14 protein-coding genes, 1 tRNA gene and 2 pseudogenes are annotated in these 15,031 nt (G+C 74.4%); 6 read left to right on the forward strand and 11 right to left on the reverse strand.

Annotated elements, in window-relative coordinates; genetic code table 11:
- The first annotated feature begins 90 nt into the window (after positions 1–90).
- Positions 91–630, forward strand: a complete 540-nt coding sequence (locus ACF08D_RS24605; protein ID WP_392225237.1) for a DUF2243 domain-containing protein — start codon at positions 91–93, stop codon at positions 628–630.
- On the forward strand, positions 627–1,418 hold the full coding sequence (locus ACF08D_RS24610; protein WP_392225238.1) for a cytochrome c oxidase assembly protein: 792 nt from the start codon (positions 627–629) through the stop codon (positions 1,416–1,418). The genes ACF08D_RS24605 and ACF08D_RS24610 overlap by 4 nt, the downstream gene beginning before the upstream one ends.
- A gap of 3 nt (positions 1,419–1,421) precedes the next feature.
- On the opposite strand, the gene ACF08D_RS24615 is transcribed toward ACF08D_RS24610, so the two are convergent.
- From ACF08D_RS24615 to ACF08D_RS24625, 3 genes are all read right to left on the reverse strand, one after another.
- Complete coding sequence (locus ACF08D_RS24615) at positions 1,422–2,771, reverse strand: diacylglycerol/lipid kinase family protein (RefSeq protein ID WP_392225240.1); 1,350 nt, start codon at positions 2,769–2,771, stop codon at positions 1,422–1,424.
- 19 nt (positions 2,772–2,790) lie between these two features.
- Positions 2,791–3,258: an SHOCT domain-containing protein gene (locus ACF08D_RS24620; RefSeq protein WP_392225241.1), complete on the reverse strand. Its 468-nt coding sequence runs from the start codon at positions 3,256–3,258 to the stop codon at positions 2,791–2,793.
- A gap of 124 nt (positions 3,259–3,382) precedes the next feature.
- Entirely contained in the window at positions 3,383–4,048 is a 666-nt protein-coding gene (locus tag ACF08D_RS24625) for an HdeD family acid-resistance protein (RefSeq protein WP_392225242.1), read from the reverse strand.
- Positions 4,049–4,229: 181 nt separating this feature from the next.
- Between ACF08D_RS24625 and ACF08D_RS24630 the strand changes: the two are divergent.
- Both ACF08D_RS24630 and ACF08D_RS24635 read left to right on the forward strand, forming a co-directional pair.
- Positions 4,230–4,826: pseudogene (locus tag ACF08D_RS24630) on the forward strand (potassium channel family protein); the annotation flags it as partial.
- 146 nt (positions 4,827–4,972) lie between these two features.
- A complete protein-coding gene (locus ACF08D_RS24635) occupies positions 4,973–6,406 on the forward strand; it encodes a DUF2252 domain-containing protein (RefSeq protein WP_392225244.1) in 1,434 nt (477 codons plus the stop codon).
- A 39-nt stretch (positions 6,407–6,445) separates the two neighbouring features.
- Here the strand turns inward: ACF08D_RS24635 and ACF08D_RS24640 are convergent, their stop codons facing one another.
- The 4 genes from ACF08D_RS24640 to ACF08D_RS24655 all read right to left on the reverse strand — a co-directional run bounded on the left by ACF08D_RS24640 (position 6,446) and on the right by ACF08D_RS24655 (position 11,580).
- Positions 6,446–6,643, reverse strand: a complete 198-nt coding sequence (locus ACF08D_RS24640) for a hypothetical protein (RefSeq protein WP_392225246.1) — start codon at positions 6,641–6,643, stop codon at positions 6,446–6,448.
- Between the two features lie 18 nt (positions 6,644–6,661).
- Positions 6,662–7,204 carry a hypothetical protein gene (locus ACF08D_RS24645; protein ID WP_392225248.1) on the reverse strand — a complete coding sequence of 181 codons (543 nt, stop codon included), beginning with the start codon at positions 7,202–7,204 and terminating at the stop codon, positions 6,662–6,664.
- Positions 7,205–7,222: 18 nt separating this feature from the next.
- On the reverse strand, positions 7,223–8,857 hold the full coding sequence (locus tag ACF08D_RS24650; RefSeq protein WP_392225250.1) for an MFS transporter: 1,635 nt from the start codon (positions 8,855–8,857) through the stop codon (positions 7,223–7,225).
- Positions 8,858–8,958: 101 nt separating this feature from the next.
- Positions 8,959–11,580, reverse strand: coding sequence for a LuxR C-terminal-related transcriptional regulator (locus ACF08D_RS24655; protein WP_392225608.1), 2,622 nt, complete (start codon positions 11,578–11,580; stop codon positions 8,959–8,961).
- Between the two features lie 108 nt (positions 11,581–11,688).
- Between ACF08D_RS24655 and ACF08D_RS24660 the strand changes: the two genes are divergently transcribed.
- Both ACF08D_RS24660 and ACF08D_RS24665 read left to right on the forward strand, forming a co-directional pair.
- Entirely contained in the window at positions 11,689–11,859 is a 171-nt protein-coding gene (locus tag ACF08D_RS24660; RefSeq protein ID WP_392225252.1) for a hypothetical protein, read from the forward strand.
- Positions 11,828–11,980: pseudogene (locus tag ACF08D_RS24665) on the forward strand (DNA-binding protein); the annotation flags it as partial. The gene ACF08D_RS24660 and the pseudogene ACF08D_RS24665, both read left to right, overlap by 32 nt.
- Positions 11,981–12,113: 133 nt before the next feature.
- Here ACF08D_RS24665 and ACF08D_RS24670 read toward each other — a convergent pair.
- The 4 genes from ACF08D_RS24670 to ACF08D_RS24685 form a co-directional block, all read right to left on the reverse strand.
- The gene (locus tag ACF08D_RS24670) at positions 12,114–12,626 is read right to left on the reverse strand and encodes a hypothetical protein (protein WP_392225253.1); all 513 of its coding nucleotides are present in this window, start codon (positions 12,624–12,626) and stop codon (positions 12,114–12,116) included.
- 46 nt (positions 12,627–12,672) lie between these two features.
- On the reverse strand, positions 12,673–13,794 hold the full coding sequence (locus ACF08D_RS24675) for a DUF1152 domain-containing protein (protein ID WP_392225255.1): 1,122 nt from the start codon (positions 13,792–13,794) through the stop codon (positions 12,673–12,675).
- 126 nt (positions 13,795–13,920) lie between these two features.
- Entirely contained in the window at positions 13,921–14,487 is a 567-nt protein-coding gene (locus ACF08D_RS24680; protein WP_392225257.1) for a Uma2 family endonuclease, read from the reverse strand.
- Positions 14,488–14,855: 368 nt separating this feature from the next.
- Positions 14,856–14,928 (reverse strand) — tRNA-Arg (locus ACF08D_RS24685).
- Positions 14,929–15,031 lie beyond the last annotated feature (103 nt).

A 15,031-nucleotide genomic window follows, 5' to 3' on the forward strand; every position in this document is an offset into this window, starting at 1 on the left:
GGCGGCGGCCGGAAGGGGAACGTCGTCGGGGGCGGCGGCCGGACCGGGGCGCCGCCGACCGGCACCGGGACGCGGGAGGCGAGGCGGCCGATGACCACCACCACGGCGGGCGGCACCACGGCGGGCGACGCGCCACCACGGAGCATCCGGCTGCCGGGCATCGTGCTCGGCGTCGGGCTCGGCGGGTTCGCCGACGGCATCCTGCTGCACCAGCTGCTCCAGTGGCACCACATGCTCAGCAGCACCGACCACGACCGCATCGGGGTGAAGTTCTACGACCCCCGCACCGTCCCCGGCCTGGAGATGAACACCGTGTGGGACGGGATCTTCCACACCGTGTGCTGGCTGTCGGTCCTCCTCGGCCTGGCCCTCCTGTACGCCCGGGTCACCGACCACCGCCTCCGCGTGTGGACCTCGCGCGTGCTGTGGGGCTGGATCCTCGTCGGATGGGGCCTGTTCAACCTGGTCGAGGGGGTGCTGGACCACCATGTGCTCGGCATCCACCACGTGTACGCCGGTGAGCAGCAGCTCTGGTGGGACCTCGGCTTCCTCGCCCTGGGCGCCCTGCTGGTGGCGGGCGGCCTGCTGCTGGCGCGCGGCGGCCGGACGGAGGACCGGCTCGTCCGATGAGCCATCACCACGCGTCCCCGGCCGCCCCCGTCGTCCTGCCGGCGCTCCTGCTCCTGGCCGCCGCCACCGGCTATCTGCTGCTCGCCCGCCGGGCCCGCCGCCGCAACCCGGCGCTGGGCTGGAGCGGATGGCGCACCGCCTGGTTCCTGACGGGCCTCGCGCTGCTCGGCGCGGCGCTGCTCCCGCCGCTCGCCCCGGCCGCGCACCAGGACTTCCGCGGCCACATGGCCCAGCACCTGCTGATCGGCATGTACGCGCCGCTCGCGCTCGTCCTGTCCGCCCCGGTCACCCTGCTGCTGCGGACGCTCCCGGCGCCGCGGGCCCGCCGGCTGTCCGCCGCCCTGCACAGTCCGCCGGCCCGCGTCGTCGGCCACCCGGCGGTGGCGCTCACCCTGTCCGCCGGCGGGCTCGCGGTGCTCTACTTCACCCCGCTGTACGCCGCCACCGTTCACGCCCCGGCCGCGCACTGGCTGCTGCACGCGCACTTCCTGCTGTCGGGCTGCCTGTTCGCCCATGTGATCGCGGGCCCCGACCCCGCGCCCCACCGCCCGTCCGTCCCGGCCCGCCTGGTCTGCCTCGGCGTCGCGATCGCGGCCCACGCGGTGATCTCCCAGCTGATGTACGGCGGCTTCTGGGTACGGGTCCCCGCCCCCGCCGCCCAGGTCCAGGGGGCCGCGGAGCTCATGTACTACGGCGGTGACATCGCCGAACTCCTCCTGGCCGCCGCGCTCATCACCACCTGGCGCCCGGCCCCCCGCCCCCACCCCCGGGCCCGCGCGGCGGGATGACGCTCAGGCGCGCGAGCCGGGCGGCACGGACCCGGACTGCCGCTCCGCCGGGCCGTGGCGACCGAGGGCCAGGCGCAGCACGCGGGGCCAGTCGGCCGGGCCGCCCCCGGCGCGCGGGGCACGGGAGCGGCGGCGGGGCACCCGCACCCGGAGCACCCCGGGCGCGCTGCGGCACACCACCGGGGACGGCAGGACCACGTGCTCCCCGTCGATGCCGACCGCCAGCGTGTCCGCACCGCCCTCGACGACGACTTCCCCGGCAGTGAGCCGGACCAGCCCGCCGGAGCGCGGGCCGCGTACGACGCGCGCCGCGTCGGCGGTGCTGTCCACCCGTACGGCCATCACGCCGAGCACCCCGGCGTCCAGCCGCGCCCTGCGCCCCGGACGGGCCGCGTCGACGGCGCGCCCGTAGGCGTTGTTGCCGACGAGCAGCGCCTGGAGCCCGTCGAGCCGGGTCCCGTCCGCCCGCGCCCGCAGCCTCGGCGCGTCCGCACCGGTGAGGAGGCCGGGCAGTGAGCGCAGGGTCGTACGGGCCTTGGCGTCGCGGTACGCCGGGTCGGTGACGACCTCCGCGTAGGTCCCGAACGAGGCGTTGTTGACGAAGACCCGGTCGGCGGCGTACGCGAGGTCGACCCGGAGCTCGACGCCGTCGCGGAGGGCCTCCAGCGCGTCCGCCGGATCGTCGCGGTCGAGGCCGAGGTCCAGGGCGAAGTGGTTGCGGGTGCCCGCGGGGATCACCAGGAACGGTACGTCGTGTCCTGCGGCGACCTCGGCCACCAGCGCCTGGGTGCCGTCGCCGCCCGCCACCGCGAGCAGGTCGGCCCCCTCGGCGACGGCCCGCCGGGCCAGTTCGGCGACGTCCTGGCCGCCCTGGAGCAGGGCGACCCGGCAGCCGGCCGCCCGCGCCTTCTCGGCCAGGTGGAATCGGCCCACCTTGCCGCCGCCGGAGCGGGGGTTCATCAGGACCCAGGGATGCCGGGGCGGCTCGGCGGCGGCCCGCCCCGGCCGCCCGGCGACCGAGGGCTCCGGGCTCACCGCCGAACGCGCCGCCGTCATGGCCACCGCCCAGAGGGCCAGGGAGAGCAGAGCCGGACCCAGCAGACCGTTCAGGGCGTACAGGGTGAGGACGGCGAGCGGCGCGCCCACCGCAAGGACCACCCCGGCGGCACGCGTGACACTGGTGTGGGCCAGGGCCCACCACAGGCCGGCGGCGGCGAGCGCCAGCCCGGCGACACCGGCCGACACCCACAGCACGCTGCGCACACCGGCGGCGACCAGTGGCACCAGGACGCTCGCGAGCAGGGCCGCCACGGCGAGGCGGGCCCGTGCGGCGCTGCCCCTGCCCCTCGGCACGGCCCTGTGCGTCCGGCGCTCAGGCGCGCGAGCCGGGCGGCACGGACCCGGACTGCCGCTCCGCCGGGCCGTGGCCGGCCAGGACCAGGTCCTTGGCCCTGCGGAACTCCTCGTCCGTGATGTCGCCGCGCGAGCGGATCTCGGAGAGCTTGGCCAGCTCGTCGACGCTGCTGGTCCGGCCGCCGCCCGCGGCCTGCCGGATGTAGGCGTTGAAGTCCTCCTGCTGCGCGCGGGCCTGGGCGATCTCCCGGCGGCCCATGTTCCTGCCGCGGGCGATCACGTAGACGAAGACGCCCAGGAAGGGCAGCAGGATGGCGAACACCAGCCAGCCGGTCTTCGCCCAGCCGCTCAGGTCGTCGTCGCGGAAGATGTCGGTGACGACCCGGAAGAGCAGGACGAACCACATGATCCACAGGAAGAACAGCAGGATGCTCCAGAAGACGCTCAGCAGGGGATAGTCGTACGCCAGGTACGTCTGCGCGGTCATGTCTCTCCTCCGTACCACCGTCCGTCCCGGCCGGCCGCCCGGCCACCGGGTGCTGCCCTCAGGCTGGACGCGGCGGCAATCGGGCGGCTTCACCCGGCGCGGGTGAACCGCGGGCCGCCGGCGCTCACCCGGCCGGGCCGCCGGGCCGCGGGGCCGGCGTCCGGCGGAGCGCGGCCCGCCACCCGAGGGCGGCCACCGCCTCGGCCAGCCCCAGCAGGACCAGCCACAGGCCCAGCAGCCGGGTCAGGACGTACGCCGACTCGGCGGGCAGCGCGAGCACCACGACGCCCGCGACGACGGCGAGCAGGGCGACGGCCGAGGCGACCCCGCGGTGCGGCAGGTCCCGTACCGCGGTGGCGGTGTACAGGGCGAGGATGCCGGACACGAGCCAGACGGCACCCGTGATCAGGGACAGCGCGGCGACGGTCTGCAGGGGGTTGCGCAGGCACAGCACCCCGGCCAGGACGTACAGCACCGCCAGGAGCAGACCCGGCAGCCGCTCGTGCCCCTCCCGGGCGAAGACGCCCACCAGCCGGAACACCCCGGTCACCAGCAGATACAGGCCGATCAGGACGGCCACCACGTGCAGGGTCGCCCTCGGCCAGACCAGCAGGACGACACCCGGCACCAGCGTCGCCACGGCCGAGGCCAGCACCCAGGTCCAGGAGCGGCCGAGGCGCGCGAGTACGTCGGTGGGCCCCGTCCCCGGTCCCGGCGCCCCCGGTCCGGGCGCTCGGCCCGGCGCGTCCTCCCGCCCGGCGCCCGGCGCCGGACCGTGCGGCACGGTCATGGATCCTCCTCGTACGAGCCCCTGGCAGCCAGCCTCCCGCGCGCCCCACAGGGGCGGCTTCACCCCCGGCGGGTGAGCCGCCCGCGCGGCCCACGGGGTGAGCTGGAAGTCCCCGGGCCCCCAGCCCGGCCCCGGACGAGCCCGCTCCGGGGACGAGCCCACGAGGGGAGATCCGCACCCGATGAGCGATCCCCGCCCCGCCCGGCCGGACCCCACCGGATCCGGCCCGGAGGCCACGAGGAGGCACCGGCCCCGTCGCCGGTCCGGAGTGGTGGCCGTCGCCCGCGCCCTGGTCATCGCCGTCGGTCTCGTCACCGCGTACTACCTGCTGCCCCTGGACGAGCGGGACACCGCCGGCGCCTCGGCGATCCTGGTGTGCGGCCTGGTGGCGGTGCTGCTGGTGTTCGCGTGGGAGGTACGGGTCATCGCCCGCTCCCCCCACCCGCGGCTGAAGGCCGTCGAGGCCCTGGCCGCCACCCTGGTGCTGTTCCTGGTGCTCTTCGCCGGCGCGTACTACCTGCTGGACCAGTCCGCCCCCGGCTCCTTCAGCGAGCCGCTGACCAGGACGGACGCCCTGTATTTCACGCTGAGCACCTTCAGCACGGTCGGCTACGGCGACATCACCGCGCAGTCGCAGACCGGGCGGGTGCTGGCGATGGCGCAGATGACGGGAGGGCTGCTGCTCGTCGGCGTCGCCGCGCGGGTGCTGGCGAGCGCGGTCCAGGCGGGGCTGCGGCGGAAGCGCGGCCTGCCGTCGCCACCGGCGCGCCCCGGCGAGGAGACCGGACCGGCGCGCCCCGGTGAGGGCGCGGCATCGGCGCGTACGCGTTCCGGCGAGGGGGCCGGATCAGCGCGTCCCGGTGAGGAGACCGGACCAGCGCGTTCCGGCGAGGGCGCCGGACCACCGGACGAGGAGACGGGACCATGACCACCAGCACCAGCACCAGCACCAGCACGCCCGACGCCTTCACCGCGTCCCTGTCCGCCGCCGAGCGGGCCGCGTACGGCAGGAACGCGCGCCGCCGGGCGCCGCGCTCCTCGCACGCCCGGTACGAGCCCGCCCCGCGCCGCCCCGACCCGGTCGACCTGGTCGAACGCCAGTCGGCCGACCGCGTGCCGGAGCTGGTGCCGATCCGGTACGGCCGGATGCTGGAGTCGCCGTTCCGCTTCTACCGGGGCGCCGCCGCGATCATGGCGTCCGACCTGGCACCGCTCCCGGCCACCGGGCTGCGCGTCCAGCTCTGCGGCGACGCCCACCCGCTGAACTTCCGGCTGCTGGCCTCCCCGGAACGCCGGCTGGTCTTCGACATCAACGATTTCGACGAGACCCTGCCCGGCCCGTTCGAGTGGGACGTCAAACGGCTGGCGTCCGGTTTCGTCACGGCGGCCCGCGCCAACGGTTTCCCGCTCAAGGAGCAGAACGGGCTCGTACGGGCCTGCGTACGCGCCTACCGGGAGCGGATGCGCGACTTCGCCGGGATGCGGACCCTGGACATCTGGTACGCCCAGGACGACATCGACCGGCTGCGGGAACTGATGGCCTCGGCGATGGACGAGGACGCGGCCCGCCGTACCGCCCGGGCGACCGAACGGGCCCGTACCCGCACCCATCTGAAGGCCTTCGCCAAGCTCACCGAGGTCACGGCCGACGGCCGCCGCATCACCCCCGACCCGCCCCTGATCACCCCGCTCGGCCGGCTGCTGGACGACCCCTCCGAGGAGGGGCGCGAGAAGGAGCTGCGGGGCCTGGTGGAGGGCTACGCCCGGACCCTGCCGCCCGAGCGCCGCCGGTTGCTGCGCCACTACCACCTGGTGGACATGGCCCGGAAGGTGGTCGGCGTCGGCAGCGTGGGCACCCGCTGCTGGATCCTGCTCCTGCTGGGCCGGGACGACGACGACCCGCTGCTGCTCCAGGCCAAGGAGGCCCAGGAATCGGTGCTGGCCGCGCACACGGACGGCGAGAACTGGGACAACCAGGGCTGCCGGGTGGTCACCGGGCAGCGCCTGATCCAGACGACCAGCGACATCTTCCTGGGCTGGACGCGCGTCACCGGACTCGACGGCCGGGACCGGGACTTCTACGTGCGGCAGCTGTGGGACTGGAAGGGCATCGCCCGGCCGGAGACCATGGGGCCGGACCTGATGACCCTGTTCGGCCGGCTGTGCGGGGCGTCCCTGGCACGGGCCCACGCCCGGTCCGGCGACCCGGTCGCGATCGCCGCGTACCTGGGCGCGGGGGACCGCTTCGACCGGGCGCTCGCCGAGTTCGCCCAGGCGTACGCCGACCAGAACGAACAGGACTTCGCGGCCCTGGAGTCCGCGCACCGCTCCGGCCGGATCGCCGCCGAGAAGCTCTGAGGCCCGGGAGCAGGTGCGGCCCCGAGACGGGCCCCGGGCTCACTCCGGCACCTGGCGCATCTCCAGTACCCGCAGCCCCAGTGACTGACAGCGCGCCAGGAGGCCGTACAACTGCGCCTCGTCCACGACGGGCCCGTACAGGACGGTCTGGCCGGACATCACGACGTGCCGCAGCTCCGGAAACGCACCGGTCAGCGCTTCCGACAGATGTCCCTCGACGCGGATCTCGTAGTGCACGGGTCACCTCTCACCGGCTCAGTGCTTCACCACGATCTTGAAGGCGATGATCAGCAGCCCCAGCAGCAGGTTGACCGCCGCGGTGGTGGCCATCAGCCGGGGAGGGGCTCCGGCGCTGCGTGCCGCCGCCACGGACCAGCCCACCTGACCGGCCACGGCGACACAGAGCGCCAGCCAGAGGGCGCCGCGCACGTCGAGGCCGAGGAGGGGGCTGACGGCCACCGCGACGGCCGGCGGCACGGCGGCCTTGACGATCGGCCACTCGTCGCGGCACACGGCCAGTACGACCCGCCGGTCGGGCGCCCGGTGCGCCAGGCGCGCCCCGAACAGCTGGGCGTGCACATGGGCGACCCAGAAGGCCACCCCGGTGAGCAGCAGCAGGACCACCAGCTCGGCGCGGGGGAACGAGCCCAGCGAACCCGCGCCGATCACCACCGAGGCCGCGAGCATCGAGCCGTACACGCCGCCCGTGTAGTCCGCGCGGCCGCGCCGCTCGGCCCGGCGTGCGCGCCGCGACGCGGGCGGGTCGTGCGGGACGTGCGGGCCTCCGGTCCGGGGCACGGTCGGCTCCCTCCGTCGTCAGCGGCTCCGCCTGTCCGGCGGACCGGCCTGCCCGCCGGCCTTCTCCGGCCGGCCGGGGCGGGGCTCGCGGACGCCGGGCAGGTGCGGTGTGACCAGGAAACTGGCGAGGGCGACGCCGCCGGTGGCGAGGACCGCCGCCTTCAGGCCGTCCAGCTGCGCGGAGGCGTAGGAGTCCGCGACCGCCCCGGCCTCCGCCGGAGGCAGTCCGGCACGTTCGGCCGCCGAGCGCACCTGGTCGGTCGAGACGAAGGTGATCCCGGCCTGGAGGGCCACTCCGACCTGGTCGCGGGTCTGCTCGGACAGCCGGGGATCGTCGGCGACCCGGGTGGTGAGGGCCTGCGCCAGCGCGCCGACCAGGATTGACCCGATCAGCGCCGTACCCAGCGCGGATCCGAGGTTCTGGGCCGTGAACTGGAGCCCCCCGGCCTCGCTGCGCTCCTCCTCGCCGACGCCGGACTGGACCACGTTGCCGAGCTGCGAGGCGAGCAGCCCCACCCCCACGCCCAGCAGCGCCATGGCTCCCGCGAACTGCGCGTCGTCGATGACCGGGTCGAGGGTCGCCAGCAGCCACACGACGGCCGCCATCAGGGTCAGCAGCGCCAGCCGGACCACCCGGCGCGCCCCCATGACCCGGCCCAGCGCCGCCGCCGACAGCGAGGTCACGAACATGGTCACGGAGACCGGGAGCAGGCGGAGGCCCGTCTCGAAGGCGTCGAAGCCCTGGACCACCTGGAGGTACAGGGGGATGGTGAAGAACAGCCCGAGCAGGATGAGGTTCTGGCTCAGCAGCGTCAGCAGGCCGGCCCGCAGGACGGGGCGCCGGAGCAGTGACAGGTGCACGAGCGGGTCGGCGCCCCGCCTGTCCGTCCGGTGCTCCCAGTACCGGAAGAGGGCCAGGAAAGCGGCTCCCGCCGCGACGACGAACAGCGTCGGGGCGAAGCCGAGGACGGTGAAGGGCGGATTACGGGGTTCCACCCATCCCCAGCTGCTGCTCTGCAGGACCCCGAGCACCCCCAGCCCCAGGCCGGTCGCCGAGAGCACCGCGCCGACCCGGTCCAGCCGCGGGCGGTCCCCGGCCGGGGCCGACCGCGCGATCACACGGCGGCAGAGCAGCACCGCCGCCACCACCACGACCTCGCCGGCGAAGACGAGCCGCCAGGTGAGGTACGTCGTCACCCAGCCGCCCAGCAGCGGCCCGACGGCGATTCCCGCACCGGCGAGTCCGCCGACGACCGCGTACGCGACCGCCCGGTCCCGCCCGCGGTACGACTCGGCGACGAGCGCCGCCATGGCCGGGAGCACCATGGCGGCTCCCAGCCCCTCGATGACGGACCAGCCCAGGGTGAGCACCCACAGCGTGGGGGCCACGGCGGTGACGGCCGACCCCAGCCCGTAGACCACCAGCCCCACCACGAACATCCGGCGTCGCCCGAAGATGTCCCCGAGCCTCCCGCCGATGACCATGAAGGCGGCCATGACCAGGGCGTACAGGGTGATGACGGCCTGGATGGCGGTCACCTCGGTGTCGAAGTCCTCGACCAGTTGGCTGATGGACACGTTCATCACGGCGGTGTCCAAAACCATCAGGAATTGGGCGGTACCGAGGACCATCAGAGCCCGCCAGCGCTTCACGCTCCTCACCCACCTCGCAGCGTCGTCCGCCCCTTCCATCGGACCCGGCGTACGTCTCTCCCGCCTCACCCGCCAGGGGGGAAGGCGGCCCTCCGGGGCGTTCAGAGGAGCCCGAGGTCGCGGGCGCGGCGGACCGCGTCGCTCCGGCGGTTCACCGCCAGCTTCCGGTACGCGCTCTTGAGGTGGGTCTTGACGGTGTTCACCGACACATGGAGGTCGGCGGCGATCTCCTCGGTCGTCAGCATCGCGGCCAGCCGCTCCAGGACGTCGTGCTCGCGCCCGCTCAGCTCCACCGCGACGAGCGGTACGACCGGGGGCCGCGGCCCGGGCGCGCCCGGGGCCGCGGGGAGGAGGGGGCGGAGCCAGGGGCCGGCGTCCACGAACGGGCGCCGCAGCCGTTCGCGCCGGGCGTCCGCGACCGCCCGGGCCACCAGCGTGCGGGCCGAGGCGGTGTCCCCGGCGTCGTGCGCGAGCCGCGCCCAGACCAGCGCCGCTCGTACGGTCACCGCCGGTCCGGCCCGCCCCCGGGCGGCGCGGACGCCGTCGAGCAGGTCGAGGGCCGCGCCGGGGCGCCCGGCGGCGAGCTGGAGGGCGGCGGCCCGTACCGCGCACGCCGGTTCGTCGTCCGGTACGGCTCCGAGCGCCTCGGCGGCCTCATCGGGGCGCCCCGCGGCGAGGTGGGCCGCGGAGACCGCGAGCGCCTCGTGGCCCGCCGCCCACGGGGAGGCCACGGCGGTCGGGACGCCCGGCCGCGCGGCCTCCACGGCGGCCCGGGTACGGCCCCGGGCCAGGAGGAGCTGGGCGGTGGCGAGGGCCCGCGCCGCCGCGGGCACCGGGTCGCGCCCGTCCGGCGGGGGCGCGGCGGCCCCGCCGAGGAGGTCGCCGGCCCGGTCCAGCTCGTCGCGGTCGACGGCCACGGCGGCCAGGACCAGCCGCCCGAGCGCGGAACCGGCATGCGTCCCCGCCCGATCATGCGCGGGCCCACCGGCCCCTCTGACGTCGGCCCCCGCCGACATCGACGCCAGGGCCTTGTGCTCCGCCCTGGTGAGCCGGCCGTCCAGGTAGTCGAGCAGGGCGAGGTGCGCCAGCGCCTCCTCCCGGGGCAGCAGGGCGGCGGTGCCGCCGCCGGGACCCGCCACCGCCGACAGGGCGGCGCGGGCGTCCTCGTACCGCCCCGCCCACAGGCGTACCGAGCCCAGGTGGGTCCCCAGCAGGGCGAAGAACTCGCGGTGCGCGTCGAGGAGTTCCGCCGGGACCTCCCGGCGCAGCGCGTCCGCCGCCCGGGCGGCCCGCTCCGCGCGCGCGGGCGATCCGGTCAGCCGGGCGGCCAGGACGTCCAGGAGGGCGCAGGTCAGCCGCTCCGCCGCCGCGCCGGGCGCCGGTCCGGTCACCTCGGCGGGCAGGTGCTCCCGGGCGCGGCGGAGGGGGGCCCGGGCGCGTGCGGCGTCGTACCGGGACAGCTCGCGCGCCGCCCGTACGAGATCCGCCGCGGGACTTCTGGCCCCGGGCCCCATGCCGGCGAACAGGGAGGACGACCCGACCGGTCCGCCGGGGCCCGGGCGGGTGAGGAGGGTGCCGATGGCGAGGTCGTCGACCAGGGCGCGGGCGGTGTAGTCCCAGTCGCCGGCGGCGGCGCCGTGGGCGAGGGTCTCGGGCAGCAAACCCTGCTCGTGCAGCCAGCGGGCGGCCCGCCGGTGGAGCTCCGGTTCCAGCCCGGGCAGCCGCATCCGCAGGTGGGCCCGGAGGATCTCGCGGAACAGCGGGTGGAGGCGGTACCAGGAGTGCCCGAGGTCCTCGACGAACGCGTTGGCCCGGTGGAGCCCCACGAGCAGCGCCTCCGCGTCGGCGCGGCCGGTCAGCGCGTCGGCGAGGCCGGGACGGAACCGGTCCAGGACGCTCACCCGCAGCAGCAGGTCCTGGGTCCGGTCCGGTTGCCGCTTCAGCACCTCGGCCAGCAGGAAGTCCGCGATCACCCCGTGGCCGGCCTCGAACTCCTTGAGGTACCGCTCCGGGTCGTCGCTCTCCCGGGCGGCCAGGGCGGCCAGCCGTACCCCGGCGGCCCAGCCCCGGGTGCGGTCGACCAGGGCGTGGACGGCGTGGGCGGACAGCCGCAGCCCGTGCAGCTCCAGCAGCGCGCCGGCCTCGGCGGGGGTGAGGGCCAGCTCGGCGGCGCGGATCTCCGTCAGCTCGCCGGCGGCCCGGTAGCGGTGCAGCGGGAGCAGCGGTTCGGTACGGGAGACGAGGACGAGGCGCAGTCCCCGCCCGGCGTGGCGCAGTACGAAGTCCAGTTGCTCCGCCACCTCGGGCGCGGTCACCCGGTCGAACTCGTCCACCACCAGCACCACGGGCCGCTCCCGGTCGCCCAGCCGTGCCGCCAGCGCGCCCAGGAACGCGTCGTCCACCCGGGACGCGTCCACCGGGAAATGGTCGACGCCGCGCAGCGCCTGGACGGCGTACGCCCAGAACGCCCCCGGGTCCCGGTCGCCCGCCTCGGCGGTCAGCCACGCGACCGGCGCCCGCGCCCCGGCGGCCCAGTCGGCGGCCAGCAGCGTCTTGCCCGCCCCGGCCGGCCCGCCCACCAGCGTCAACGGCGCCCGCAGCCCCCGGTCGAGCCGCTCGACGAGCCGCTCCCGCCGCAGAAACGTCCCGGGCCGCCCCGGCACGGCCAGCCGGCTCCGCAGAAACCCCGGCCCGGCGGGCCCGGCCGCATCCCCGTACGTCATGGCCACGGCGCTCACCACCCTGTCCCTCAGCCCCACGTCACGGCCGGCGCTGCCCTCTCAGGATCACCCAGGCCCCCGGCCCACGCGACCTCCGGGCCGGAGCGGCTCATGAGCGGCGACGCCGTGGACTTCTCCACATACCTGGAGAAGGCGGCCCAGCGGCAGATCGAACGGGACAACCTGGACGAGCTGATCGCCGACTTCGACCGGGTGCACGGCCCTGTCGACCCCGAAGCCGTGGCTACCGGTGACGCTCCGCGTGCCGACGCGGTCGCGTGAGCGGCGCCCTGAACACGACCGGGAGATCCACGAGTGGCTCACAGCGGCGCGCGACGCGGACCTGCCCGTGATCACCTCGGCCGCGGTGCTGGTCGAGGAGGACCACCCGAGGTCTGATGACCCGCAGGCGTGCCCGGCGGGCGACGTCCCCCAGGCGGCGAAGAGCCGACACGCAAGCAGGGCCAGTTCGAAGGGCCAAGCCCGCGCGCACGGTGGTATGCCCGCGTGCAGCCCGTTGATGTCAGTCACACATGTCAGGAATGGCCGTTGACCCGGCAACTCTCTTGACGGCACCCGTCGTCACGCCGATGGAGCTGTCGCAGATCGTCCAGAGCCGCACCGGGGAAGTCGTGCTGTACCCACTTCTCCCGGTAGCCGGCCTCTCCGTGCAGCCGCAGCACCGTCTCGGCGGCCTCCAGCACCACGTGACTGAGGGCGGCGCGGGACTGGGTGCTGCTCCAGCAGCGGGCGCCCTCGTCATCGGGGACATTCCAACTCTGGGTCATGTCCGGGAATCTCAAGATGTCGATCTTCACGTCCACGCCCTGAGGCTGGAGTCGCCACCTCACCTCGTCGGGTTCGAGGTCGAAGGAGAAGCGCGCGGCATCGGTTGCTTCGTAGAGACGCGCCACCGCGCGCAACAAGTCGGAAAGAGCATCGGTGCAGTAGCTGGCGATGCCAACCCTCTCCGACGCGGCATCGGCAATCCGATATCTTGCCCACCCAGAGCCGGCAAGCTCCCAGCTGAACCGAAGATCCCCCGTCATCCCATCCCCTCCCGCGCCGTTCACGAGACCGTACCGCCAGCGGCGATTACTCAACCGGGATTATGTGGTCGGTGCTGGCAGCTGTGATGCGCCACAGTGGGGCGGCGTACTGCTCCGGCCGGGTGGTGATGAGTAGTTGGCGCAGGGCCTCGCGCTGAGTGCCGTCGAGGTTCAGTGCTTCTGTGAGTCGGCGGAACGTCGTGTGGGTGATTCCGCGGGTTCGTACATCGGCCTCGAACTGGTCGAGTCGGGGTAGCACCGAATTCGCGTCCAGTTGCGTCGGACGTTGATCCTTCAGCCGAAGGGCCTTGCTGCGCTCGTAGTCGATCTCCGAGAAGCCGCACACGTCGCGGCTGAGTGCCTCGACCTCGTCCAGAGTGGCCGTCGTCATGATCGCGCGGGCCAACTGGTTACGACTCAGCGCCTCGTTAAGGTCGACCTCATGGATCGTCGGGCCTTCGTCGGTCAGGGGGACGGGAAGTCCCGCATCCCTGACCTCGCATGTGCCCCGCACTCCTCGGGCCGTTGCCGCGAGCATTCCGGTCGCCTCGGACGGGTGCCACTCCAGGACCGAACTGACCGGCTCCACGTCCCCGGCTGTGAGGGTGTGGACAACCGGGCCGAGCAGGCCGCGCAGGTCGTCGTGTGGGAGTTCCCCGTCCAGTCCCGGGCCTGCGATCAGCAGCCGGATGGGCGCGTTCGCCTGGGCACATGCCGCCAGCGTGACGGCGTCCGCGAGCGGGCTCTTCAGCGTCGGCTCGTCACCGTGCGCCAGGACATCACCGCCCACGTCCAGGAGGTCAATCGATTCGGGCTTCAAGTGGCGCACCAGATCCTTGAGTTGGCGTGTGACGCCTGCGGCGCCGTGTTCCGGGTCGATCAGTGCGAAAGTGTGCGGGAGCTCTGCCGCGAGCCGGGGGAGAGTGGAGCCTGCCGGGGCGAGCGGCCGGGCCCGCGCCGGCACCTGCCAGACGGCTGGGGCGAGGGGCTCAAGGCCGGTGAAGTCCTCACGCCCACGGGGGCCGGGTACCGGGTCGATCAGCAGGCGGTCCCACGCGTACGTGAGGATCACCGCCCGGCCGTCGTCGTCGCCGTAGAGGGCGGCGTCAAGCATTGCGGCGGCGACCGCGTCGCCGCCTCCTCCCGCTGCGACGATCAACCGCGTCATGGGACCAAGCGTAGGGGTGCGGTATCGGACACGGCCGCAGTGGATTGGCTGCTCAGGAGGCGGGCCTGCCGTGAGTGATCGGCGCCGTTGATGTCTCAGGGCACCCGCTGCTGAGCCGCGCGTGTGTCAGACCTGCCCGAGGTCGATCTCCACCGGGAAGGGGGCCGCTGCCTTGAGGACGCCGGTGAACACCTCTCCGTCCCGGTAGGTCTTCGTCGCAGGGTCGAGAACGTAGGTGTACACGAGAGGAACGCCTGTCGCGGCCTGCTCGATCCGCCAGTAGAAGCCGATGCCTGCCTTGGCGTACTGGTCGACCTTCACGATCCGGTCGGTGGTCTCCGAACCTGGCGACACCACCTCCGCGACCAGCAGCACGTGTTCAGGGCGAGTGGGGGAGATGTCGATGGTGTCCGCGCGGTACACGACGACGTCCGGGCGCCGATTGGTGAGAGGGAGGTCGTGAAGCCGGACGTCGAAGTCCGTGTCGGCGTTCCACTCCGGGCCCGCGGCGGCATCCAGGGCGTTCGCCAGAGTCCGGGCCAGCCGGTTGTGCCGCTTGGAGGCACTCGGCCTTACGACGACCATCCCGTCCACGATCTCGATACCGGCGCACTGCTCATCGGACCAGGACTCGTACTCCTCCGCCGTGATCTGCTCATGCATCCACGCCGGGGCCACCATCTCGGCCGCCATGCGGCACCTCCCGGACACTGTGCTGTGGGCCCGAACCCGCGGGGTTCAGCGTACTGTCTGCCGTCCGCTCCGCCTTGCGGATCTCGCTCCCATCCCTCCCGTCGGCTCGCATCCGACCAGCGAGCCCACGGCAAGTAGGGAGGCGGCGCCCGGCTGCAGAACGTCCCGGTCGGGAGCCGCGCCTTCGTCGAGGGACCGTACGGGCGTTCACCTCGCTGCTCCGGACCCTGCCCGGCCCCCTGCTGATCGTCGGGGGCGCGGCAAGCAGTCCCCGTGGCTCACGCAAACGGCCCCGGACGAGAAGTCCGAGGCCGTGTAGAAGTGCCTTCCCTGGGGGAGAAACCCCAGGTCAGAGCGGTAACGCGTCGTGCCCCCGGCAGGATTCGAACCTGCGACACCCGCTTTAGGAGAGCGGTGCTCTATCCCCTGAGCTACGGAGGCGTGCGGTGCCGTGGCGGCACCGGCGTCAGTGTAGCGGGTGAGGGGGCGCGCGCGGCGGTGGTGGGGGAGGCCGCGGGGTGCGTAGCGTGGGGGCGTTCTTTTG

The sequence above is a fragment of the Streptomyces sp. NPDC015131 genome (genome assembly GCF_043079975.1).
In the GTDB taxonomy this organism is placed as follows: Bacteria; Actinomycetota; Actinomycetes; order Streptomycetales; family Streptomycetaceae; genus Streptomyces.